General features: G+C 64.5%; 15 protein-coding genes. 12 read left to right on the plus strand and 3 right to left on the minus strand.

Annotated features, from left to right (window positions below; genetic code table 11):
* Positions 1-2: 2 nt before the first annotated feature.
* The 3 genes from queD to queC are packed head-to-tail and all read right to left on the minus strand — an operon-like array spanning position 3 to position 1,674.
* Entirely contained in the window at positions 3-368 is a 366-nt protein-coding gene (gene queD / locus ACOACQ_RS19015) for a 6-carboxytetrahydropterin synthase QueD (protein ID WP_378602203.1), read from the minus strand.
* Positions 365-1,000, minus strand: a complete 636-nt coding sequence (queE, locus tag ACOACQ_RS19020; RefSeq protein ID WP_378602206.1) for a 7-carboxy-7-deazaguanine synthase — start codon at positions 998-1,000, stop codon at positions 365-367. The genes queD and queE overlap by 4 nt, the downstream gene beginning before the upstream one ends.
* Positions 997-1,674: a 7-cyano-7-deazaguanine synthase QueC gene (queC, locus tag ACOACQ_RS19025; RefSeq protein WP_378602209.1), complete on the minus strand. Its 678-nt coding sequence runs from the start codon at positions 1,672-1,674 to the stop codon at positions 997-999. Before queC ends, queE begins: the two co-directional genes overlap by 4 nt.
* Before the next feature lie 114 nt (positions 1,675-1,788).
* Between queC and ACOACQ_RS19030 the strand changes: the two genes are divergently transcribed.
* The 12 genes from ACOACQ_RS19030 to dpdD all read left to right on the plus strand — a co-directional run bounded on the left by ACOACQ_RS19030 (position 1,789) and on the right by dpdD (position 24,153).
* The gene (locus ACOACQ_RS19030; protein ID WP_420289042.1) at positions 1,789-2,688 is read left to right on the plus strand and encodes a hypothetical protein; all 900 of its coding nucleotides are present in this window, start codon (positions 1,789-1,791) and stop codon (positions 2,686-2,688) included.
* A complete protein-coding gene (gene dbpB / locus ACOACQ_RS19035; RefSeq protein ID WP_378602215.1) occupies positions 2,685-3,818 on the plus strand; it encodes a DGQHR domain-containing protein DpdB in 1,134 nt (377 codons plus the stop codon). The genes ACOACQ_RS19030 and dbpB (ACOACQ_RS19035) overlap by 4 nt, the downstream gene beginning before the upstream one ends.
* The gene (dpdA, locus tag ACOACQ_RS19040; protein ID WP_378602218.1) at positions 3,815-5,050 is read left to right on the plus strand and encodes a tRNA-guanine transglycosylase DpdA; all 1,236 of its coding nucleotides are present in this window, start codon (positions 3,815-3,817) and stop codon (positions 5,048-5,050) included. Before dbpB (ACOACQ_RS19035) ends, dpdA begins: the two co-directional genes overlap by 4 nt.
* Positions 5,043-6,146: a DGQHR domain-containing protein DpdB gene (gene dbpB, locus ACOACQ_RS19045; protein ID WP_378602221.1), complete on the plus strand. Its 1,104-nt coding sequence runs from the start codon at positions 5,043-5,045 to the stop codon at positions 6,144-6,146. Before dpdA ends, dbpB (ACOACQ_RS19045) begins: the two co-directional genes overlap by 8 nt.
* A 142-nt stretch (positions 6,147-6,288) precedes the next feature.
* Positions 6,289-9,681, plus strand: a complete 3,393-nt coding sequence (gene dpdE / locus ACOACQ_RS19050; RefSeq protein WP_420289043.1) for a protein DpdE — start codon at positions 6,289-6,291, stop codon at positions 9,679-9,681.
* Positions 9,681-12,287, plus strand: coding sequence for a protein DpdF (gene dpdF, locus ACOACQ_RS19055; protein WP_420289044.1), 2,607 nt, complete (start codon positions 9,681-9,683; stop codon positions 12,285-12,287). Before dpdE ends, dpdF begins: the two co-directional genes overlap by 1 nt.
* Positions 12,288-13,208, plus strand: coding sequence for a protein DpdG (gene dpdG / locus ACOACQ_RS19060; protein WP_378596058.1), 921 nt, complete (start codon positions 12,288-12,290; stop codon positions 13,206-13,208).
* The gene (gene dpdH, locus ACOACQ_RS19065; protein ID WP_420289045.1) at positions 13,205-16,216 is read left to right on the plus strand and encodes a protein DpdH; all 3,012 of its coding nucleotides are present in this window, start codon (positions 13,205-13,207) and stop codon (positions 16,214-16,216) included. Before dpdG ends, dpdH begins: the two co-directional genes overlap by 4 nt.
* On the plus strand, positions 16,213-16,920 hold the full coding sequence (locus tag ACOACQ_RS19070; protein ID WP_378596060.1) for a hypothetical protein: 708 nt from the start codon (positions 16,213-16,215) through the stop codon (positions 16,918-16,920). The genes dpdH and ACOACQ_RS19070 overlap by 4 nt, the downstream gene beginning before the upstream one ends.
* Positions 16,917-21,416 (plus strand): protein DpdJ, encoded by a 4,500-nt coding sequence (dpdJ, locus tag ACOACQ_RS19075; protein WP_378596061.1) that lies wholly within the window; start codon positions 16,917-16,919, stop codon positions 21,414-21,416. Before ACOACQ_RS19070 ends, dpdJ begins: the two co-directional genes overlap by 4 nt.
* Positions 21,413-21,925: a phospholipase D-like domain-containing protein DpdK gene (gene dpdK, locus ACOACQ_RS19080; protein WP_378596062.1), complete on the plus strand. Its 513-nt coding sequence runs from the start codon at positions 21,413-21,415 to the stop codon at positions 21,923-21,925. Before dpdJ ends, dpdK begins: the two co-directional genes overlap by 4 nt.
* Positions 21,922-24,153: a protein DpdD gene (gene dpdD, locus ACOACQ_RS19085; protein ID WP_378596063.1), complete on the plus strand. Its 2,232-nt coding sequence runs from the start codon at positions 21,922-21,924 to the stop codon at positions 24,151-24,153. Before dpdK ends, dpdD begins: the two co-directional genes overlap by 4 nt.
* Positions 24,154-24,236 lie beyond the last annotated feature (83 nt).

The following is a 24,236-nucleotide window of genomic DNA, read 5'->3' on the forward strand; positions in this document are numbered from 1 at the left end:
GTTTACCCCCGGTAAATGCACCCGGAGGTGCAGGTCTCACGAACCTGGACTGCACTCAGGCCCGCCAACGTTCCAACCAACTTGTTCCAGATCCACTGAGCGAGCACCTCGCTGGTCGGGTTCTCGAGCCCTTCGATGTCGTTGAGGTAGTTGTGATCCAACTGCTCCTCAAGCGGCTTGTAGACACTCTTGATGTCCCCGAAGTCCTGCACCCACCCGGTGTCTTCGCCGATTGAACCCGTGACATGCACCTCCACACGATACGAATGCCCGTGGAGCCGACCGCACTTGTGCCCGTCTGGCACATGGGGCAGACGGTGCGCCGCCTCAAAGGTGAACTCGCGGTAGATCTCTGCAGTGCCGGTCACGGGATTCCTAGGTACTTGTGGGTTTGCAGGCTGAGTTGCCAGTTCGGGTGATCCAGACAGAACTTCACGGCGGCAGCGACGTTCATGTCGAGATCGGGTCCGTCCATGGGTTGTACCCGAAAGGACTCGAACGCGAGTCCCTCGAAACGCGTCGGGTCGGCGTCTTTCTGCGGATAGACGAACTTGAGTTCCTGACCACCTGACACCACCAACTCGGCTCCGATCTTGGGACTGACGCACAGCCAGTCGATCCCGGCCGGCGGCACCTGGGTGCCATTGGTCTCCACCGCGACGAAGAACCCCCGGGCCTTCAGCGCAGCGACCGCGTCGTCGTCCAACTGCAGGAGCGGCTCGCCACCGGTACAGACGACCATCCGGTCCTCCTGCCAGTCGGCCGGCCACTGCGCTTCCACAGCATCGGCCAGGTCTTCGGCGGTCTCGAAGCGACCGCCGTTCTCGCCATCGGTGCCGATGAAGTCTGTGTCGCAGAACTGGCAGATCGCGCGGTCGCGGTCGGCCTCGCGGCCGGTCCAGAGGTTGCAGAGGCTGAACCGGCAGAACACCGCCGGCGTCCCGGCGTGCGCCCCCTCCCCCTGGAGGGTGTAGAAGATCTCCTTGATCTTGTACGTCACTGGTACTCGATCGGGTCGGAGGTGCCGGCCTCGGCGAAGCCCTTCAGGCGCAGCAGGCAGGAGTCGCAGTGGCCGCACGAGCGGCCGGCGGCGTCGGGGTCATAGCAGGACGAGGTAAGCCCATAGTCAACGCCGAGCGCCAGACCCATCTCGACGATCTGCGCCTTGGTTTTGTCGATCAGCGGAGTATGGATCTTCAAACGCCCACCCTCGACGCCGGCCCGGGTGGCCAGGTTGGCCATGTTCTCGTACGCCTCTATGTATTCCGGGCGGCAGTCCGGGTAGCCGGAGTAGTCCAAGGCATTCACACCGATGAACACGTCCGTCGCGCCAATCACCTCCGCGTAGGCGAGGGCGAAGGAGAGGAACACGGTGTTGCGCGCCGGCACGTAGGTGACCGGGATGTCCTCGGCAACCTCGGCGGCGGTCTCATGCTTGGGGACGTCGATGTCGGCAGTCAGGGCCGACCCGCCGAACACGCTCAGGTCGATGTCGCAGATCACGTGGCCGGCCACCCCCTGAGCCTCGGCGACCTTGCGGGCAGCCTCCAGTTCGACGACATGGCGCTGGCCGTAGCGGAAACTCAGGGCGTAGGGCTCGAAGCCCAGGCTCTTCGCGTGCGCCAGCACGGTCGTGGAGTCAAGACCCCCACTGAGCAGGACAACTGCCTTCATTTGAACCACCTGAACTTTCCTCAACTGTCGCTGCGTGTACACAGTGACGCTACGACTAACTACCGCATAGAGTAACTTCGACACACCGACAGTTATTAACCGGAGACCGAACGAGTGACCCAAAAACTGACGATCGTCGTCACCTGCGCTGATCGCAAGTCAGCGCCCGTTCAGGACGGCCTCCGGATCCGCGACCTCCCTCCGGCGAGCATGGAGGACCGCGCGGCGTCCTGGTCGCGGAGGCTACGCCACGCCGACGACACTGTCCCCCTGCGGGATCTGTACCAAGGTGAGACCTGGTCGCAGGTCAGCGTTCTGGAACGGGCTGTCGAGAAGGCCGGGTACCAACCACGGACCCTAGTCGCATCAGCCGGCGTCGGGCTGCGACCGATCGACTACAGGGCGCCCGCGTACGGCGCCACCTTCACCCGGCCGCACCCGGATGCCGTCGGCAACACCACCGACCTGGCCAAGGACTGGTGGCGGGCTATGAACAGCGCCGACGCCACCACCGACCCGGACGACGGGCCGCTCCCGGCGTTGGACGGGCCGATGATCTGGGTCCTGTCGGAGAGTTACGCCAAGGTGATCGCCGCCGACCTGCTCACCCGGGCGGACACCGGCGGCCTGCTGGTGTTCGGCGGCTCGGAGGACATCCCGGCCGGCCTGCGGGTGCCATCGAACCGAGCGCTGCGCCACGCGCTCGGCGGCACCGCTACCAGCTTGAACCTGCGGATGGCGATCCGCTGGACCGAACTGGCCGGCGCCGACGGCGTGCACTCCCCCGTCGTCCGGGACCGGTGGCAGCAGTGGGCCGCCGGCGCGGAGCATCACGAGCGCTGGAACCGAGAGCCAATGACCGACGGCGCGGTGCTGGAGTTCATCACCGCACTGCGCCGCCTCGAACCGGCGTTGACCAAGTCCCGGGCGCTGCGTCATCTGCGCGACGCCGGTATGGCCTGCGAGCAGCGCCGCTTCGGCGCCCTCTTCACCCAGTCAGGAGCAAGGGTATGAGCGAGCAATGGCTTGAGCGTCGGGCCCTCAAGGTCCTACAGAACAGCGACGTACCGCTGTACCTGTTCACCCTGGCCGCCGAGGAGGTGGACCTGGTTGCCGACGTCTCCCGGATCGGCCGGGACGAGGCTGGCAAGTTGATCGGCTACCAACGACCGGAGAAGAAGAAGCACGTCAAGCAGATCCAGGACTACCTCGACTCCGGCGATGCACTCTTCCCGAACGGACTGATCTTGGCGCTACCGACCGAAGTCCGGTTCAAATCCAGTCGTGGCCCCGGCGCGAGTGACGGCCTTGCGATCTCTGGCACGCTGGAGATCCCGTTCTCACGCGACGGGAACGGCCCCCGTCCTGCATGGATCGTCGATGGCCAGCAACGCAGTCTGGCGCTGGCCAGGACCAAGAACACCCGCCTGCCCGTGCCAGTGGCAGGCTTCGTCGCCGACGACCTGGAACTGCAGCGCGAACAGTTCCTGCGGGTCAACACGGTGCAACCACTGCCGGTGGGCCTGGTCACCGAGTTGCTGCCGGAGATCGCCCGAGTGCCGTCGGCCCGGATGGCGACGCGGCAACTCCCCTCTGCCCTGGTCGACATGCTGAACAGCGACCCGGACTCGCCCTTCCACGGGATCATCCGCCGCTCCTCGACCCCGATCGACAGCAAGAAGGTCGCCGTCGTCACCGACACCGGCCTGGTGGAGGCTCTGCGCGAATCGATCGAGTCGCCGTCCGGAGTGCTGTTCCCGTACCGGAACATCGCTACCGGCACCACTGACACCGAGGGCATTCGCCGCCTGCTGATCGCCTACTGGGGCGCCGTCAAGGAGACCTTCCCGCGGGCTTGGGGGCAGTCGCCGACCGACTCGCGACTGATGGGCGGCGTCGGCATCCGGGCGATGGGCCGATTGATGGACCGGGTCATGGCGCACGTGGACCCGGACGCCCCGGACGCGACCAAGCGAGCCCGCACCGAACTGTCGCTGATTGCCGACCAGTGCCGGTGGACCGCCGGCACGTGGGACGACTTGGGAATCGTCTGGAACGACGTGCAGAACACCCCGCGGCACATCAGTGCACTGTCTAACTTCCTAGTTCGGGCATATCTGGCAGAACGGACCGGGCGCCGATGAGGTTCTTTTTCCCGGACAGTCAGGATCTCGTCAGTCCTTCGTACGACTTTTTGCGCGACGAGTACTCGGCCCACCGTGTCCGTCAACGCGACGACCTCTATGCCCACGAGGTTCTCGGCGGGGCACCGTACGACGGGATCCTGGTCAGCAAGTCCATCGTCGATGGCTCGATCAAGGGCGGCGGCAAGTACACGGCAGCGCAACGAGCGCGCCTGCATCGGATGGGTGTCCAGCGATTCTTTCGTCTACCCAAGGGGGTCGAAGCGCTCGGTGACAATGGTGCGTTCAACTACGTCGACGAGGCTGTGCCGCCAGTCACGCCGGCTGAGACTCTCGAGTTCTACGTCTCGTGTGGATTCGACTCCGGGATCAGCACCGACCACGTCATCTTCGGATATGCCGCTACCGCAAGCGAAAGCGAAGTCGACCCCGAGTGGTCGGCTCGGCGCCTCCTTACTCTTCGGTTCGCGGAGGAGTTCTTTGGCTTGGTGCAGGATCAGAGTGCGCCGATAGAGCCGGTCGGCGCTGCCCAAGGGTGGAGCCCTGCGAGTTACGCCGCCAGCGTTCGATCGCTAGAGGAGATGGGGTACCGCAGAATCGCGTTGGGCGGCATGGTGCCTTTGAAGACGACCCAGATTCTGGCTTGCCTGGAAGCCATCAACGCAGTTCGCCGGCCAGAGACAGGGCTCCACTTGCTCGGAATCACCCGAACCGAAGCGATGGCCGACTTCGGACGACTCGGTGTCACCAGTTTTGATAGCACCTCGTCATTCCGGCAGGCTTTCATGGACGACCGGAAGAACTACCACACACTCGATGACGCATACGTGGCATTGCGTGTGCCGCAGGTGGATGGAAATCCGACTCTCAAGCGAGCGATTCTTGCCGGAACCGTTTCACAGAAGTCTGCGTTGGACGCAGAGCGGGCGACCCTCAAGGCACTCCGCGCATTCGATGGTTCAGGTAGCCAAGTTCAGGGCTGTCTCGACGCTCTCGGCGAGTACGAACTGATTTGCGATTCAAAGAAGAGTTACCTCGACGGATACGCACGAACCCTCAGCGCCGCGCCTTGGCTCGCATGCCAGTGCGCGCTGTGTAGGCAGCACGGCATCGAAATCGGAATCTTCCGAGGAACCGAACGCAACAAGCGGCGAGGATTCCACAACGTGTCGGTACTGGCTGCGAAGATGGCCCGACTCCAACCAGAAGCCGAGAGGGCTGCACATGGCTGACAGGTACGAGATTCGACTTCCGGCTCTCCGGATCCGCCAAGGCGAACAGAACATCTACACCTTCGGAGTCGACGGCAAGCAGATCCAGGATTTCAGTGCAATCAGCCGCGTCCACCGGGACGACAAGAAGTTGGCTGGGTACCAGCGCCCAGAAGTCCTGACACACATCCGAGCGATCCGCAGGTACCTCGAGTCCGACGGGGCGATGCTGCCCAACGCTGTGGTGTTCGCGTTCGATGACCGAGTCGCCTTCGAACCGACTGACTCCGCCTCGTCGGTCGAGTACGTCACCATCGGCGAACTGATCATCCCCGTTGACGAGACACTGCCCGACGACGAGCGACCCGCCTGGTTGGTCGACGGCCAGCAACGCAGTGCCGCGATCCGGGATGCTGACCTGGCCGAGTTCCCGGTGGCCGCGGTGGGGTTCATCGCCAAGGGCGAGGAAGAGCAGCGCTCCCAGTTCATCTTGGTGAACAACACGAAACCACTACCCAAGGGCCTGATCCACGAACTGTTGCCCGACACCAAGGGACACCTACCGACCAACTACGCCCGGAAACAACTCCCGGCGCAGGTGTTGACCCAGTTGAACTTCGGGCTTGGCGGCGAGGGGGAACCGTTCGCCGGCCGAATCGCAACCCCGACCATGCCGCACGGCTACATCAAGGACAACAGCGTCCTACGGATGATCGAGAACAGCCTGTACGAGGGTGCGCTCTATCAGTACAGGGATCCGGTGGACGGCTCCGGCGACATAGACCGAATCCTGCTCCACCTGAACTTCTACTGGACCGCCGTCCGGGTCACCTTCCCGGAGGCCTGGGAACTGCCGCCGACGAAGTCGCGACTGACCCACGGCGCCGGCATCCAGTCGCTCGGGTACGTGATGGACGCGCTCACCGACGGCGTCCCAGCGGCCGACCTGCCGGCCCTCGACATCCCAGCACGACTGCAGAGACTGCGCGAGCACTGCGCATGGACTGGCGGCACGTGGGACTTCGGCGCCGACCAGGCCCGGCGCTGGAACGGGATCCAGAACACCCCGAACGACATCCGGATGCTCACGGGATACCTGCTGCGCGCGGTGCGGTAAATGTCGCGCGATTTGCCAAACCTTCATGCAATTTCCTTGACCTACCTCCATGAGTCGGACGGCGGCGATAGCCTCCTCGAAGTCCGAGCAGATGGGGGTCGCAGTGATCGACGACGTCACTTGTCCTAAGTGCAATGCGCCGATGCTGATGCAGTTCGTATCTCGAGGTCCCAACAGCGGAAAATCCTTCTGGGGTTGCTCGCGATTTCCGACCTGCCGCGGCAGTCGGAACGCCGACGGGGTGGCCCCGATCGCTAGAGAACCGCGAGAGAGGGCCGTCGCGGGCGTCGCCCACGCCAGTCGCGCGGCGCGCAGCAAGGGCCTCAGCAGGGGCGACCTCCTTGTTTCGTCGGCGAACACCTTCGGACCAGGCAAATTGGTCGGCCGCGATGGCGACAACCTGGTCCTGGCCTACTTCGACGCACCGAGCCAGACGCCGGAGGAGATGTACCAGGAGAATGTGCCGCGGGCCAGTTTGAAGAGGTTCGCACTGAGCCCAGAACTGCGGGTGTTCTGGCAAGACAAGACTGCCCAATGGCGGTCCGGTCGCATCATCGAGACGACCGAGCACGGTGACATCCTCGTCCGCGGGCACGAATGGGACGGCCACCTGCTCGAAGCGCAGATCTTCGTCCGCTGGGATCAACCCCTCAACGACCCTGTGGCCTTCGGTGCCGCGGGCCTCCTGGAGTCCCCTCTCCTGGCCGACATGCGGCGACCCTTTCTCCAAGGCATCCTCCGGCAGCGGTCTGCCTCGCACGGCATGCGCGGAGCCTTGTCGAGTTGCATCGAGTTGCACGAGCACCAGATTGAGACCGCCTGGCGGGTCCTACAAGACCCCGTCCAGCGGTACCTGCTCGCCGACGAGGTCGGTCTCGGAAAGACCATCGAAGCAGGCATCGTGATCCGGCAGATGCTGCTGGACAACCCGAAACTCAGCGTGCAGTTGATCCTACCGCCGTTCCTCGTCGACCAGTGGAAGCGCGAACTGCACAGCAAGTTCCGGGTCCAGGACTTCCGGCGGGCCGAGATCCGCTTCGGCCGCGATGACGAGCCGGCAACCTGGTCCCCCGCTGACCTGGTGGTCGTTGACGAGGCGCACAACCTGGCCCGACTCTCCACCAGTGACGACTCCAGTCTCGCCGCACGGTTCGAGAGCCTGGCCAAGACGGCAAACTCCAGTCCCCGGTTGCTGATGCTGTCCGCCACACCAGCACTGCACAACGAGCACGCGTTCCTGGCGATGCTCAAGTTGCTGGACCCCGCTGTTTACCAGAGAACTACGGTCGCGGAACTACGAGAGCGCCTCGAGGCGCGAGCCGGCCTCGGCCGCCTGTTCCTTGGCCTGCAACCCGGCCTGCCCGGGGTGCTGGTGAACGCCCGTTTGAAGGAGATCGCGGCGGCGTTCCCCGACGACCCGGAGGTGGCCGCACTCTCGAGGGCGGGCCTTGCGGCTGTCACGGCGAAGGACGACGCCGCACTCGTCCAGGCAATCACGACACTGCGCACCCACATCGCCGAGGTTTACCGAGTCCACCGCCGGATGCTGCGGACCCGCCGCACCGCGGCGTTGGAGGGATCGTTTCAGGTGACCGGGCGCGACCTGCCCTTGGAACTGTTGCTGGAAGGCGCACTATCGACCGACGTCAGCAACGTGCTCGACCAATGGCGGCAGCAGGTCCTCGCAGTCGTCGAGGGCGATCCCGCCAGCCTTCGTGAGGCGGGCCGGGCACTTGCCACTGCCACAGCGCTTACCTTCGATCCGGCCAGCCTGGTGCAGTGGGCCGAATCGCGGGTCCCGCTGAGCGACGGCGAGCGGACCGCACTGGACCAGATCAGCGCTGATCTTGGCTTCGCCGACCGGCGCAAGGTGGTCAGTCGGCCGTTGGCGGACGCGCTCACTTACCTGTTCGATGCCAAGCAGTGCGTCGTGGTCTTCTGCCCGACGACCGCGATGGCGGCGGAGGTCGCGTCGGAACTGCGCAGGATCCTGTCCCCCGAGAGCATCCTCCAGCATCTGGCCACCGACCCGAGCGAGTTCACGGAAAAGTCCGTGCGCACCTTCGAGGAGACCCGCAAGGCGGCCGTGCTGGTCGCTGATTCCTCGGCCGAGGAAGGCCGCAACCTGCAGTTCGCCGACCTTCTGATCCACGTCGGAGTGCCGGCCAGCGCGAACCGGTTGGAGCAGCGGATCGGCCGTTGCGACCGGTGGGACCCCAACCCGACGGGCGAGCACTGGCGCTCCTACGTCGTGCGCGAACCCGACGCTGACACCTTCGCCCATGCTTGGTACCGGATCCTGCTCGACGGGTTCGGCGTCTTCGGCACCTCTGTCGCCAGCCTGCAGCAGGCCGTGGACGACGCCACCGACGCGGCCTGGGTGACCCTAGTAGAGCAAGGCCCCGCAGGCGCTGAGGCCGCGATCGCTGCCGTCAAGGCCGCACTCGCAGCCGAGACTGAGAAAGTCCGCGAGCAGGATGCTCTCGACAGCCTCGAGTCGACCTCGGACGAGCGCTCGATCTTCAACCGCATGCAGGAGGTCGAAGCCGAGGCCAACGGGTTCGCAGCCTTGACCGACAGCCTGCTCTCAAAGGCAGGCGCACCCGGCAACCTCAGATTCGAACCGGTCGGCCACCCGGTCTCCGATGTCGGCAGTTACGAGGTATTCGGAAAGATGCCCGGCAAGCAAGCCCAGATGCCGTTGGTCCCTGCTTGGCGACTGGTCCGCGACTTCCTACCGTTCCGCGAACACCGTGGCACCTTCGTGCGGACCGTGGCGATCGATCGCAGTGACGTCCACCTGTACCGCTACGGCGACCCGTTCATCGACGCCGTCTCCGACTTCCTGACCAACGACGACCGCGGCCGCGCCTTCGGGATGTGGCGCTGGCTGCCGACCTGGTCGCGAGCGGAGACCGTGGTCTATCGGTTCGACTACGCGATCGAGGCGAACCCACTCGAGGTCCCGTCGGCTGATGACCCGCGCAGCCAATTGGCCACACTCCCGGACCGTGGCCTGGACCAACTGTCCTTGGCCCGGCGTGCCGACGGGATCTTCCCGCCACTCATCGTCACCGTATGGATGGACAGCAAGGGCAGGGAACTGACAAGCAAGGTGCATCTCGAGGCACTGGAGGCGCCCTATGCGAAACCCGGGGTCGAGCCTGGCGGCGACTACGCCCTGAACCGGATCCGGATCGAGCGTGCGTACGAGATCGTGTCGGCAGCCAACTGGGCCGCCGAATGGCGCAAGACCGAGAAAGCAGCACAGAAACTGGTCCGCAGCAGTGCCGAGACACTGGCCGCCATCGAGCGTGCGGCGGGGATCGCCGAACAGGACGCCGCGACCCGATTGGGTCAGTTGCGATTGCGCGCAGTTCGCAGCACTGGGGCCGAACTAAACACCCTCACCGAGGAAATCCACCGGGAGGAAGTCGTGGCCCGCGCCTTGTCAACTGCCATCAAGGCCCCGACTCTGCGACTGGACAGCACCGGTTTGGTGGTTCTCTCCGGCCAGGGTTTGGGAAACGACTGATGGCGACCCATGAGTTCGACCTGGTTCAGCGCCTGCTCACCAGTGACCACGAAGATTCCGTCGACCTGACCGGAGCGCACCGCCGAATAGTCGACGCATGGAGATCGGATGCGCCAGGCGACACGATCAGCGGCGACGTTGCCGTGCTGATTGCCCAGGTATTGCGCCACCGACGCGGGGTCACTGGGCTCACCAACCTTCGCCTCCGCCTCAACCTCAAGGACCGTGGCATCGATCTCGGCGTCTTAGAGAAGGCGCACCTGCTCGTATCCGCCTTCGGCGGGCGCGAGCACCACGTCTCCTTGGCCGAGGATTGGGCGCCGGATTGGCTGCGTGGGGACCTCAAATGGATGGACCTCGCCTGCGCCAGTCCCGGCCTTTTCGTGCTACCCGACGGCGAACGAGTGTCTACCTATGCCCGCCCCGACAACTCGGTTCAGGTAGACCCGGCCGTCGCGGCCATCGCGCCCGGGATCCGGGAATACCGGTCGCGCAGTCAGGCGAACGCGATGAGAGCGGCCGCTCTCGGTGATCCCGAAGCGACGCTGCACGTGGTCTTGCCCACCGGAACCGGGAAGTCGATCGTCGGACTTGCCCCCGGACTCCTGCTCGACAGTGGCACCACCGTAGTCGTCGTCCCGACCATCGCATTGGCCCTGGACCAAGAGCGGAACCTGCGGGCGCGCTTCCCCAGCGCGCACCTGCCGCGGGAACTCGCCTACTACGGAGACCGCTCCGAGGATGAGTGCGCCGCGATCAAAGAACGTCTGCGCAACGGCACCCAACGAGTGCTCTTCACCTCGCCCGAGGCGCTGGTGACCGGCTTGGCCCAATCACTACGGGTCCTCGCGGCACGCGGCGAACTCACCCACCTGATCATCGACGAAGCGCACCTGGTGCGGTCCTGGGGCCTGAGTTTCCGCCCTGAGTTCCAGATCGTCGCGTCGCTGCTCAGCGAACTCCGCGAACTCGCACGGGCCGCCGGACAGACTCCTCCCCGGGTCGCACTACTGACAGCGACCCTGTCCGAGCAGGGCCTCATCCTCAATGACGGCCTGTTTCGCGGTTCCGAGGAATCGTTGTTCGTCGGGTCAACGTTCTTACGCACCGAACTGCGGTACCTCCAAGCAGAGATCTGCGCACCGGAAACGCGACTCGAGCGCGTCATCGAGGCACTGCGTCACCTCCCTCGTCCTGCGATCGTCTACACCACGCGGAAGACTGCCGCCGAGGAGATCGCCACCCAACTCCGCGACAGTGGATTCGGACGTACGGCGATTTTCCACGGCGACATCGGCTCGCAGGAACGACTGGAGATCCTCCAGCGGTGGTCCGGCGACGGTAGGCCGACCTCCTACGACGTCGTGGTGGGCACCAGTGCCTTCGGCCTCGGGGTCGACCAGAGCGACGTCCGGACGGTCGTGCATGCCTGCATTCCGGCCACGGTCGACCGCTTCTATCAGGAGGTCGGGCGGGCCGGCCGAGACGGCCACGCCGCGCTCTCGGTGTGGATTCCAGCGACAGTCGACAAGAATCAGAGCAATATCGAGAAGTCGACAGTCCTGGGCGATGAGAAGGCCTGGAAGCGCTGGCAAGCAATGCGGTCTCAGCGCGTCGACCAGGAAAATGCCCATCGCCGCCTGGTCCTGGACACCTCCGTGATACCACCGAACCTCGACATCGACTCCGACAAGAACCGACTGTGGAACCGAAACACCCTGGTGCTGATGCAGCGAGCCGGACTGCTTGACCTGGAGAACATCGAACCGCCGAAACTCGAACAGGAACCCGGTGAGTCCGAGGAATCCTGGTCAGCCCGGGTGGCCGCAACCTGGGAGGTGTACGTCCGTCAGATGGCGGTGCGGGTCCGCCCGCACATCACCAATCTGGACGAGGAATCGGTCGTCTCCGCATTCAAGAAAGTGCGCAGCGAGATCAAGGGAACCGAGGCCGCATCCTCGGACCGTGTGGGCCGACTCCTAGCGTTAACCGAATGCTGGGGCAAGATCCTGCAGGAGGAGTACACCTACACGAACGTGGGTCCAATGCGTGCCACCCAGATCGTCGCCGCTGCCTGCTCCGGATGCCCTGCGTCCGAGCACGTCCACCAGTCGACCTACCGCGCTGCCCAACCAATCGTTGCCGAGGGTCTGCTGCCGAACCTCCGCCGGGAGTCGAGCCCGGCCCTGCGCGAACTGTCGCTCGGCCGGCGGACCATCGTCGTCACCTACCCGAAGGACCGTCTGCGCTCATTGCTGGGAAATCTCCTCCAGACGTGCGTTAACAACGGCATCCGGGGAGTCTTCGCATCCCCTTCGCTCGTCGGCTTGAAAGCCATCGGGTCCGCCTCGAAGTTCGCGTCCGAAGGCCTGGTAATGGTCGACCCTGTGCCTAGCGGCGGCCCCCCGGTGCGGATTTGCGTCCCGACCTTGATCCTCCTCGACCAGCACCAAGTACCCCAACTCAGTTGGCTCGCCGGTTCAGAAGGGCCTTTGCGGATCGTGGTCATGCCCGAGGGAACCCGCGACCCCGAATACCCCGATCACCTGGTCAAAAACATCCGTAGCCCGCATCTCGGGCTTGAAGACTTCCTCAGGAGATTCTGAATGGCCGTCCTGAACCCGCCCCGAAGCCTTCCCGGTCTGGGCCGATCACTCATCAACTTCCTTATCGATGCACGCGGTGACTGGACTGAAGACAAACTGCTGGACCTCTTCAAACCCGAAGGCTTGAACGACGGCCCGTCTGCTCGTGACGGGTTGACGAACACGTTGTCGTCGTTTCGCGCGATCGGGATGCTCCGTTCCGAAAACGGGGTCGTCACAGTCAGCGAGAGTGTGACCACGGTCGGTTCCAAGTTCTCGAACTCACAGTTCCGCCGACTGATGCAGACGCATGTGTTCGACCTCGAACGGGACGGCGACCCTTGGCACCGCGAAGAAGGAGATGCGCACACCAGTGGAGCGCGCGACCTCACCAGGGCACTGTCTTGGCTCCTGGCCCAGGATGCACTCGGCCGGCCCTTGTCGTGGACAGAGAAGGTTCAACCTCTGCAGACCAGTCAGTTCCAGACCGGCGCCAATGAGAAGTGGGCGATCACCAATGACACCCGTTGGACGGCGGCCAGTCGCTGGGCGCTTGCACTGGGCCTGGCATCACCACCGATGATGATCATGAAGAGCGCGGGGGTGGTCCCATTACCGGTGGTCGCAGTCAACGACGTCCTTGATGACCTCCCTCTCGGACGCATCCCGATCACCGATTTCCTAACCAAACTCAGCTCCAAGATCCCAGTACTCCACGGCGGTTCCGTACGCACTGCCCTGACGGCCCACCTCGGCGCCGACCCAGACCCGGCGGTCGCCGAGGACTGCGCCGATAGTTCGATCGGACAGGCACTGCGAATCCTTGAGGAGCGCGGCCGGTTGGCCTTTGAGACTCTCCCCGATGCCCGGGGAGTCCGACTGGCTCGATCCGACACCAGTCGGCAAACGCACGTTACGTTGAAACGCGGAGGCAAGAAGTGAGTTGGCGCGGAACCCTGCCGGCGGCCTGCTGGGACGCCGTGGAGGCGGAGGCGATCATCCCCGTCGAAGCCGAGAGCACGTCGGACGGGGTCTTCCTGGCGACACACAGCACCATCCCGATCCTGCAGCGGGACCAAGTGCAGAGCCTGAACGGCGGCACCGAGGTCACGGAGCAGGACCTGCTGCGAGCGGTTGAGGAGCAGCCAGCCGACCAACCGATCATTCCCATCCTCGGCAAGTCCGGTGCTGGCAAGTCCCACCTGGTTCGTTGGCTGCGCATCAAGCTAGACCAGAAGCCTTCGACTCGGATGATCTTCGTGCCGAAGCACAAGATGTCATTGCGATCCATCCTCAATCTGATCCTGGAACATGCTGACGGACCCCGGGCGGACGAACTGCGCGACAAGGTCGCAACCGCCGTCGATGCAGCGTCCGACGAACCGGTCGCCCGCCTCCGTTTGATGAGCGAGTTGGCGATCTTGCTTGAGACGCGTGGCGCGACGAAGGACGGGACGCCCGAGCAGGTCGAACTGCGTCGGTACCTGGCGATGGAAACCGGCCTACCTGCCCTTTTCGGGGACGTCGTGTTCAAGTCCCGCCTGCTCTCCGACGGAGGCCCCATAGCCCGCCTGGTCAAAGAGAAACTGGATGGCAAGGGGATCGTCGACAAAGACGGCGCCTTCGGTTTCGTCGCCGACGATCTGAACCTCTCGGTCGACGACATCAAGAACGCCGGTGAATCGGCAAAACAGGTGGCCGGTTCCCTGACCAGCGATTCGGCACTGCGCGAATTGGCCGCGACCATGCTTAATGAGCAACTGGGTCCGGCCGTCAGCGAGGTCTTTGGGATCGGCGGAGACGACCTGAAACAGATCCTGATAGATGTGCGCGTCGACCTGGCCGCACAGGGCTTGGAACTGCTCTTGCTGATCGAGGACTTCTCGATCTTCCAAGGAATCCAGGGCGGACTGATCGACGCCATCACCCTGATCTCGACCGAGGAACTCACGCTCTGCCCGATGCGGGTAGTGATGGCAGTGACGTCCGGTTACTTTACCGACCAGATGCCAGACACCGTGTTCACCCGAACATACAAGGTCTTTGACCTTGAACTCCCCCAGGACTCAAGGGTTGTGTTCGACCCGACTGGTTTCGTTGCGCGCTACATGAACGCGGTGCGGACTGGCACATCAGTTCTGGATGACCTGTACGAGAGTCGCGAACCGATCGTCAGTGCGTGCGAACAATGCCCCGTCAATCAGTCCTGTCACGCCGCATTCGGCCAGGTAGACAACTTCGGATTGTTCCCTTTCAATCCGAATGCCCTTAGCCGCGCCATCGACAGCCAGTCGAAGGACGGAGTCTTTGTCGCTCGCGATGTCCTTACGCGAGTCGTTCGTCCCGTCCTGCATCGGGATGGGACCGAACTGGAAGACGACCGATTTCCGACCGTCGCGTTCGCCGACGACTTCAAGACCGGTGCACTCGGACTTCTCGACGATATTGAGGAACTCCAACGTTTGCGCACCCCGGGCGACAAGGAGATCTCGGATCGTCGAGAGCGCCTCGTCCGGTTCTGGGGGTCCGGCGCCGGACCCGAGAATCTGAACCCGACGATTCATCAGGCATTTGGAGTTCCGCCGATTGCTGGCCTGGAGAATGCTCCTGATCTTCCGCCAGTCGTGGTCAGTACAGATGCGGTGGAACAACCACCACAGCCAGAAAAGGCGACGGCCTTGCCTGCGTTGGTCAAGGCTGTCGACAAGTGGCGCGCTACCGGTGAGTTGCTCATGGGCGACCGCAACAAGCTCCGGAACTTTGTTCACGCTGCAGTCGCGGCACGACTGGTACTCGAGGATGGCTACGGCGGCGAGGGTTCGTGGACCAACGGCACAAAGGAATTCGCACCCGCGTTCGTCGCTACTACGTCGGTCGAGTTCGACGACGAGAAGTTGGCAAACGCACTGCTCCCCGTCGATCGCGACAACGACGATGACGTCCGGGCGCTGAGGGCCCTCGCCTGGGTCAACCATGCGGGGTCGTGGGCGGGAGTACCTAGCGGGGACTCGCTCGAGCGGCTTTGCGATCAGAAACTCGAGCAGTGGGCGGCGCGAGTCTCAGAAAAGCTGCTCCCTCGCCGAGAGGAGGGTGACGACGCTGAACTCGTTCGGACGGCCCACACCCTGCTGGCAATGGCGAAAGCACTGGGCGTCGCTGACGCTTTCAAGTCCGAGGCGCAAAGCCGGGTGAAGGCCTTGTTCGCGTCGCCGCCTGGGCACACCGACCCAGAAGCCCGGCCGAATCTCCACAAGTGGCAGAAGAGGGTCATCGAGTCAGGCCTTGGACGTCAGGCACTCCAAGAACGACTGCTCAGACGGGCCTCTTTCACTCAGGGCGACGGCAAGCCACTGGCTGTTGATGTGACGCGCTTGCTGCGAGCCGTGCGCGACACCAATGCAGAGGTGGCCTGGCCCGCCGGTTCCCCCGATCTGCTGACCTCGACAGATGAGGCCGTCACGAGTTGGCTCGCCAACCTCGTCGACGCTCGCGCCGAAGCGTCGAACCGCGTACCCGACGTCAGTGACATCGGCGGCGAGGTGGCCGCCGTCGCCGCCGAGTTGAACACCCTGATCGGCGAACGGATCAACGTGGGCGGACTGCCCGGCTCGATCGATCCGGAGGGACTTCGTAGCGCAGCCAAGGCCGTCAAGCCTGGCGATCTGAAAACGGTAGAGGCGCTCCGAAGTGACCTGGACCGATGGGAGGAACTCACCTCCGACGAGCGTCTGCGTCTGCTCACCGCCGACTGGGAGAAGCCGGTAAGCCGGATCCGGAACTGGCTCGATCCAGCACTGGCCGCGGTCTCGGCTCTCGAATCGAGTCTTCAAGCAGGCCCGGCATCTAGCGCCCAGCGTGAATACAGCGAGATCCGACAGGACTTGATCCAGAACTTGGAGTCGCTGGCGGGTACGGTCTCAGAGATCAACGGACCGGAGGTCGTCGCATGACCTTGCTCACTCGGGTGACCAACCTGCGCACCGCCGCGGTCGCAGTCGATGACGTCGTCAAGATCAAGACTCGGACTGGTGATCTACGAACCCTCTCCGACCGTTTGGGCTCCCCCGCTCGGGAACTCCCGACGCTGATCACGGCCCTGACCGAACTGGCCTCGATCGATGCCTCTCTGGACAGCGATTCGGTGCAGGACGCCGCCGAGACCGTTGCCGCGTTGCGCTCGCTGGCGACTACGTTGCCCGGCCTGCCGATTGACGCCGCCCTCGAACTGCCCAAGTCGCAGGTGAAGTCCGTTGAGAACCTCACCAAGAAGCTGGCCCTGTTCGTGGACACGCACTGGGGGCCGTTTCGCGAACAAGAGTTGCCTGCGATTAACGAGGAACTCGTCGAGGCGCTCGCTGCCGGTGGCGTCGATGTCGAGGATGTGCGCAACAAGTTGATCGGCGCGCACAGCACCATCCTGGGCATCCGGTATCGATCTATCCCCCAGGAAGGCGATGTCGCCAGGTTCAGCGAGGCCCTAGCTACTTTGCGCGCGTGCGGGGAGGAGATCAGCACGCTGGTCGACCCCACGCTCGCCGAAGGGATCCTGAAGTCTCAGACCGAGGGAATCTCGTTGAGTTGGTTCACGCCCGAGCGGATCGCAGCAGTAACCGATCTCGGCATCCTCGACCGGTTCCGGGTGCGGCTGACATGACCTCATTCCTGTACGCACGACTGCTCGATCATTTGGAGGCACTCGAGGACCCGCTGCTGTGCTGGGGCGTGGTCGACGGTGGGTTCAGCGATGCCGAACTGCGTAAGTACATCTCCGAGGAGTTGATGCGCTCAGGATCCCTCGACGAGATCGACGACGTGATCGAGACGATGACCGAGCAGGCCTTGTTGGTCCAGGATCTGACCGTCTCACCGGCACGCTGGCGGACTCGGAACGGCGAGACAATGCGTCTGTTGGCCCGCTTGCGACAAATCATGCTCGGCGGGTCCTGGCAGACTGGCGTGAACCTGGTCTCCGACTTCCGCTATGCCCGTCGTCCGCGCGCCTACCCGGTCCGCGACCAGGCCTGGGACGCTGTGCTGGACGGGGTTGTCGGAGTTAGCGACACCCACCGATCAGTCATCGACGCAATGACCGCCATCGACACCGATCACTTCCGGCTCAGCGGGTTCCAGGTGCGGGCGACGCGGCAGACGCTGGCGGCGCTGAGCACGTCGGTGACCAGTGCCATCGTCGTGGGCGCGGGCACCGGCAGCGGCAAGACGCTGGCGTTCTACCTGCCAGCCTTCGCGTACCTGGCGGGTCTCAAGGACTCCACCCGCTGGACCCGGGCGCTAGCGGTGTACCCGCGCACCGAATTGCTCAAAGATCAACTGGATACCGCTTTCGCAAACGCGCGCCGCCTGGACCCACTTTGGATGGAGGCTAGCGGCCGGCCGATGACCATCGGCGCGCTGTACGCCAGCACGCCGCAAAGCCTCAGCTGGATGAACGGTCCCTACAACAGTTGGCCGAAGCGCGCGACGGGCTGGGCGTCGCCACAACTGCGCTGCCCTGGCGACGGGTACGTCCGCTGCGGCGGCGAGCTCGTCTGGCCGTTCGACGACGTGAAGCAAAAGAAGGAGCGCCTGGTCTGCGGCACCTGCAAGAGCGCCTTCGACGACTCGGTGGTCGTCCTCACTCGAGAACGGATGCGCACCCACCCGCCGGACGTCCTCTTCGTGACCACGGAGATGCTCAACCGCGGCCTCTCCGAACTGCAACTCCGACAGACCTTCGGGGTCGGCGTGGCCAAGAAACCGAGGCTGATGCTCCTCGACGAGATCCACACCTACGACGGCACGACCGGCGCCCAGGCGGCAATGGTACTGCGGCGCTGGCATCACAGCCTGCAAGGACCGGTGACCTTCGTCGGGCTGTCCGCAACGCTCTCGAACCCGATCCGGCACATGGCTGACCTCACCGGCGTCGAAGATGAACTGGTCGCCAGCATCACCCCGGAGCCAGCAGAGATGGAATACGAGGGCGCCGAGTACTTGATCGCCTTGCGCAGCGACCCGACCAGCGGCGCCTCGGTGCTTTCGACCACCATCCAGGCATCCATGCTGCTTCCGCGCACACAGGATGCCCCCAACAGTCGGATCTCAGGCGGCCTGCTCGGCACCAAGGCGTTCGTGTTCACCGATGACCTCGACGTCACCAACCGACTGTACGGGTATCTCCTCGACGCTGAGGGCCAGCGCTATTACAGCGGCAGGACCGAGCACACCAAAAAGCCACTTGCCTCGACTCGAGTGCCCTCCGATGACCCGCTCAACCAACGGCGCGCAGGACAGGTGTGGGACCTCCCGAATGCGATCGGCCACAAGTTCGCCGACAGAGGCTCCGGGCTGAACATCGGCCGGACGACATCTCAGGACTCGGGGGTCGACACGAATGCCCAACTGATCGTTGCCACCGCCTCCCTCGAGGTGGGCTATGACGACCCAGACGTCGGTGTGGTCATCCAGCACAAGGCACCACGCGGTGTGGCAGCGTTTCTGCAACGCAAGGGCCGCGCTGGCCGCCAGCGCGGGATGCGCCCGTACACAGCGGTGGTGCTGTCCGACTACGGCCGCGACCGGGCAACGTACGAGGCCTGGGACACGCTGTTCGACCCGGTGCTTCCGGACTTGGTGTTGCCGATCCGCAACCGAGCCGTGCTGCGCATGCAAGCGACGATCGCGATGATCGACTGGTTGGCCGGACAACTGAGCACCCAGAACGTGATGCCCACGACCAAAGCCTGGAGTGCGCTCGCGAAGCCACCAGCCCAAAGTTTCGCCAAGCCGGGTCGGGAGACCCAGACCAAGGCCGTCGCGATCCTGCGGTCTTTGATGCGCGACCCCGCGCGCCAACGCAGCCTGCGCGAATGGGTGCAAGGCGCCCTGCAACTGACGGACTCCGAGGCGAACGAGATTCTGTGGCATCCGCCTCGCCCACTCCTGCTGGCGGCTATTCCGACGCTCGCTCGGCGCCTCCACAACGAATGGTCGATCGCCACCCAGACGGAGATCGTCAAGTACCGGGACACGATGGGCGAGAATCCACTTCCGGACTTCTTCCCAATGAACCTGTTCAGCGAACTCGCGTTGCCCGAGACGTACGTGTCCATTCCTCCGCAGACGCGGCGAGATACCGAGGACAAACTCGAACCGATGCGGATGGGACAGATGCTGCGGGAGTACGCACCTGGACGCGTCTCCCGTCGGTTCGCCACGCGCAACCTGGACCATCGGCACTGGATCCCGGTGCCGTTGGGGAATCGGGACGCCGTCATCGACCTGGCGCCGACGTTGCTCGCGTTCCAACGCGAGGAGGCCTGCACGATCGAAGTCAACGGCACCGCGACCAAAGTCTCGGTGGTCCGCCCCGACCAGGTGAAGTTGGAGCTGCCGCCGGACGACGTCAAGGACTCGTCGAACGCGACGATGGTATGGCGATCGCAATTCCTCGAGAATGGCGACGGCCTGGTACTCCGGGTGCCGACGGCGGACCCGATCGGCCGCTACCTGAGCGAGGCGCGCTTCTTCCTGCATGCTCAGAACTCGCATCTCGCCGTCCACCGGGTCGCCACCCAGTCGGACGCCACTGTGATGGTCAAGGGTGGCCCAGGGCAGACCGACGTCGAGATGCAGGTCCGGTCCCGGTTCACCCTCGATGGCGAGCAGGTCTGCCTCGGCGCGACCTACGACGTCGACGGACTGCGGATGACCCTCCAACTGCCGAAGACGATCACCCCTCCAGACCACGTCATGCCCGGTCTGCGCAGCGCCTGGTTCCGACACGTCCTTACCACCGATCCGCTCCTGCTGGACCGGGTGAACAGCTTCCAGGTGGGCTGGTTCCACGAGGCGCTCGAATGCATGCTGTTGATGACCGCCGTGACCAACCAGTCCAGCGTGTCGGACGCCTACCAGGCTGTGAAGGGATCGTTGGACAAGCACCTCGACGATACCCTCGATGCACTGTTCCGCAGCCCGGGCGTAGGCGAATCCGACAGCGTCGCGGTGAGTCGGATGGGCAGGCGCCTGAAGAGCGAACTCAAGGACCCTGCCGTCGTCACACGCCTGGATGTCCTCACTGAGCAACTGTGGGCTCCTGACCCGGGGCGCTTCCAAGCGTGGCTGCGGGAGCGGACCTTGTCCACGATAGGGCTGGCCGCAATCGCCGCGGCCCGCCAGATCTGCCCCGAGCACGACCCCGACGGGGTCGTACTCGACGTCGAACCTGGCTTCGACGCCGACGACGGTCCGAGGACGGGCCAAGTCTGGCTGTCCGAGGCGTCGGTCGGCGGCGGCGGATTTATCGAGGCCCTCGCCGCCCGGGTACGTCCGGACCCCCGCCGGTTCCTCCGACTGATCATGCGGGCAGTGCAACCGTCGACCCATGAACTCGTCGACACCCACATGCAGCGGTTGGTGCACTTGATCACGACAGATGACGACTGGCGCGCATTGGTCAACGACTTCCGATCGGCGCCCACCCAGGCCGCTCGAGTCGCCGGACTGGCGAACATTCGGGACGCACTGCGCAAGTCAGGGATCTACGGGGCCGAGCAATCGGTGGTCTCCTGCCTAGCCAACCGGGTTCTGCGGCCGGGGTCGAGCGACGCGACCGACGATGCGCTCAAGGCTCTGATCGACACTTGGTCCGGCGAGGAAGCGCGCATCGGGGTGGAGATCCCGCCGCGTACTTGGGCCTATCTCATGCGCAAGCGGTCCGACCTGGACGCCGGCCTGGTGCTGGGGTCCGGTGCCACCGAACGGCAACGGATGGACGCTATCCAGTCAGTTCTATGGCCGCGCGGGTGGACACTGCGTGCCGAGGAACTGCAGGCATGGAATCCGTTCGCTGACAATCTGCCCGCTGCCCCCGACCTGCTCCGTGCGGTAGCCGCCGGGAAGGACTCGGCCCTCGACGTCAACCAAGAAGATGCGGCCTCAACCGTCCGCTCAGTCCTGGCCAAGAACGGCTCGGCTCAGGTGATCGCGGCGCCCGAGGCGGCGGGCGTGCTCGCCGACCTGCTGGTCGATCTCAGCACCGAACCAGTGACCACGGACTACCTTCACGTATACCCACGGGTGATCGAACTCGAGCACAACGCGGACGGCAGTGTCGTCGTCTCTCTCGAACTGGCGGAGGTCTCCGCATGAGGCGAATCACGACGTCAGGCCGGGGCCAAACCAGGATCCTCAACGACCTGCTGCAGAACCTCCTGGTCACCGAACTGTTGGTGCCGTCTCAGCAATTGTGGGTGCTGTCGCCGTGGATCTCGGACATCGTCGTCATCGACAACGCCGCCGGACAGTTCAAAACGGTGCTCCCGGGACTGCCGGCGCGCCCGATCCGCCTCACGGAGGTTCTGATTGAACTGGCGCGCCGCGGTTCGGATGTTCGGGTCCTGATGCGGGACGTGGAGTCGAACCAGGTAGCCCGCGACCGCCTCGCTGATCCCTACAGCATGGGCGTCCGCCCCACGGTGACAATCCGCAACAACCTTCACGACAAAGGTATCGTCGGCGACCGCTTCCACATCCAGGGGTCGATGAACTTCACCTACTTCGGCCAAGCGGTGAATGACGAGGGCGTGACCGTCACCTCGGACCCCCACGACATCGCCACGGCCCGGATCACCTACAACGGGAAGTACTCGGTCTCATGAGTGCACTCGAGGAGTTCTTCGGCGACGGGAACACGATCGACCCACTCCAGGTGCCGATCGAACTGCAGTCGGTGATCGAGACCTGGCTGACAGCGATCGCCCAAGGACGGGTTGGCTTCCTGCCCCGCGGGGTCGGAGGTTGCCTGTACTGGTACGGGTTCGCTCCATCGGCGCGCGGGCGACGGGAACTGCTGGAACTGCTCGACGGGTGGGTCGGTCCGACCTACAGCGACCTTGCCCGGAACCGCGGGGACCTGGATCCTAACGATCCGTTCGACGGTGCATTGAGCCAACTGCCGACGCCGCCGGTCCGCTTCGAGGTCCTACCGCGGAATAGGCCCGGTTCGACCTACTCCCGCAAAGAGGTCCGGGACGCCCTGCAGATGCTCAGTCGCATGATGGGTGGTCGGCCGCCCTCCGAGTTCGATGCTCCGCGCACTACCGTCGAGGTGCTGGACGACCTCGGCCACGCGATCTCCGCGCAGGACCGTCTGGTCGCCCTCGCCTGCCTCCGCGAACTGGAAGCTACCGCTGACCTGGACCAGACCAACCTTGCTTTCCTGCGTCTACGTCTGTACGCCGGTCTACAGGACTGGGAGTCGATCCTGGATGACCAAGACCTGCCGCATATCCTGGCGATGCGCCGGCCCCTCGGCGCGACCCGGGTAATCCAGCGGGCCGTCTACGCCCAGCATCTCAGTGCCGCCGACCTCGAGGGACGCGACCACGACCTGCTGGCGGCGATCGCCGATCTCCCTCAGGGCTTCATGGCTCTCGCGACCACTGCAGCGACCAAGCGCCGCTCCGACGTCGTCGTCGAGTTCTTGCTGGCGTTGAATGCAGTCGACGGCTCGGCGACCGTGGCGCGACTTCTGGCCGAGGCCGAGCAGATCGAGGAAGGCCTGGCGGATCGTCTGAGCCGCCTTCTCCCGGTCGCCGCCGAGAACGTCGTAGTGGCGGAAACCAAACCGACGCCCGTACCGGAAGTTGAACTGGACCCCGATCCCCAACCCGAACCCGAGCCGACTCCCCCAGATCCGCTTGACGAGGCGGCGCGACTCGCTGCCGACGGATCCCTCCAGGAAGCGGTCGATTTCACGGTCACCCTGCCGCCGAGTCGCGCTGCGGCCCGCCTGCTGCTCTTCTGCGCGCGGGGCTTGGAGGCTGCCAGTTCGACAGCAACGGTCACCGCCTACATAGACGAGCATCAACTGCGTCAGACCCTGTCCACCAGCGATGCGCGAACTCGTGAGGACCTGGTCTGGCTAGACAAGCAGAACATGCCCGAGAAGACCCTCGGCTGGCTGAGGTGGTTCGACGGCGTGACCGACGATGCTGGAGAGACGAGCAGGCTCGACGTCGACGCGGAGGCAGCCGCCGACTGGGACCCGCTCACCCGATCCGAGGTCACCAGCCTGCTGTTCGACTGCTCGGAGCCCGCCCTCGGACGTTTCGGTGAGCATGGCGGCCAGTTCATGGCTGCGCACCGCCATGTGTTCATCGAGCCTGGCGCAGCGGAATTGAGCGGACGCGTATTGGCCGGGCTGGCCATCGGTGCCAAGAACTCGCTCGGAGCGCGGGTCCAAACCCTGGCGCTGCTGGATTATCTCGCCGAGGCCAACCCAGCCGTGGCCGTCCTCACCGGAGCCTTGGAGTGGACCGGCGAGATCGTGTACGCCAATGTGTCCGCGCTGACTGTCACGTGGGTCGTCGATGTACTCCAGTCGGCGACGTGCAGTCCCGCGGCGATCGCGATGGAAGCCAAGCACGAACTCTTCTGGCACGTGATCGAGGCAGTGAGGCCCTACAAGTCGGCGTTGGACCTGACCGACCTAGAGGCGTTGCGTGTCGTCTCGACAGAATTGGGCTTGGAGGTCCCGGAGGACCTTAGAGCAGGCCGGGTAGACGGCGAGGATCCGGCTGTTGCCTATCGATACTTGGAGGGACAGAGTGTGGCCCTTTATTCGCTGACCGAGGCTGCAACCACGCGAGCAGCGCAGATCCTCCGTTCGCTGCTGCCGGGAATCGACGTGAAGACGAACGCTGAGCACGTTGGCAGTCCCAAGTTGGCTTCGTTGAGCGCCAACGCAGACATATTCGTGATGGTGGCCGCATCAGCGAAGCACGCGGCCACTGACTTCATCAAGGACTGTCGCGGATCGAAACCGCTAATCCACGTCAACTCTAGAGGTACGTCCGCGATCCTCCGAGCGCTCGCCGAGGGCTAAGGGGGGTGCCTCGGTGTGATGCCCAGGTGCATCCAGTACCGGGAGTCGCCCCTCAGCGTCTCCAGACCACCGGAAAGGCTCGA

The sequence above is a fragment of the Nocardioides sp. CPCC 206347 genome (assembly GCF_048654605.1).
Lineage (GTDB): Bacteria > Actinomycetota > Actinomycetes > Propionibacteriales > Nocardioidaceae > Nocardioides.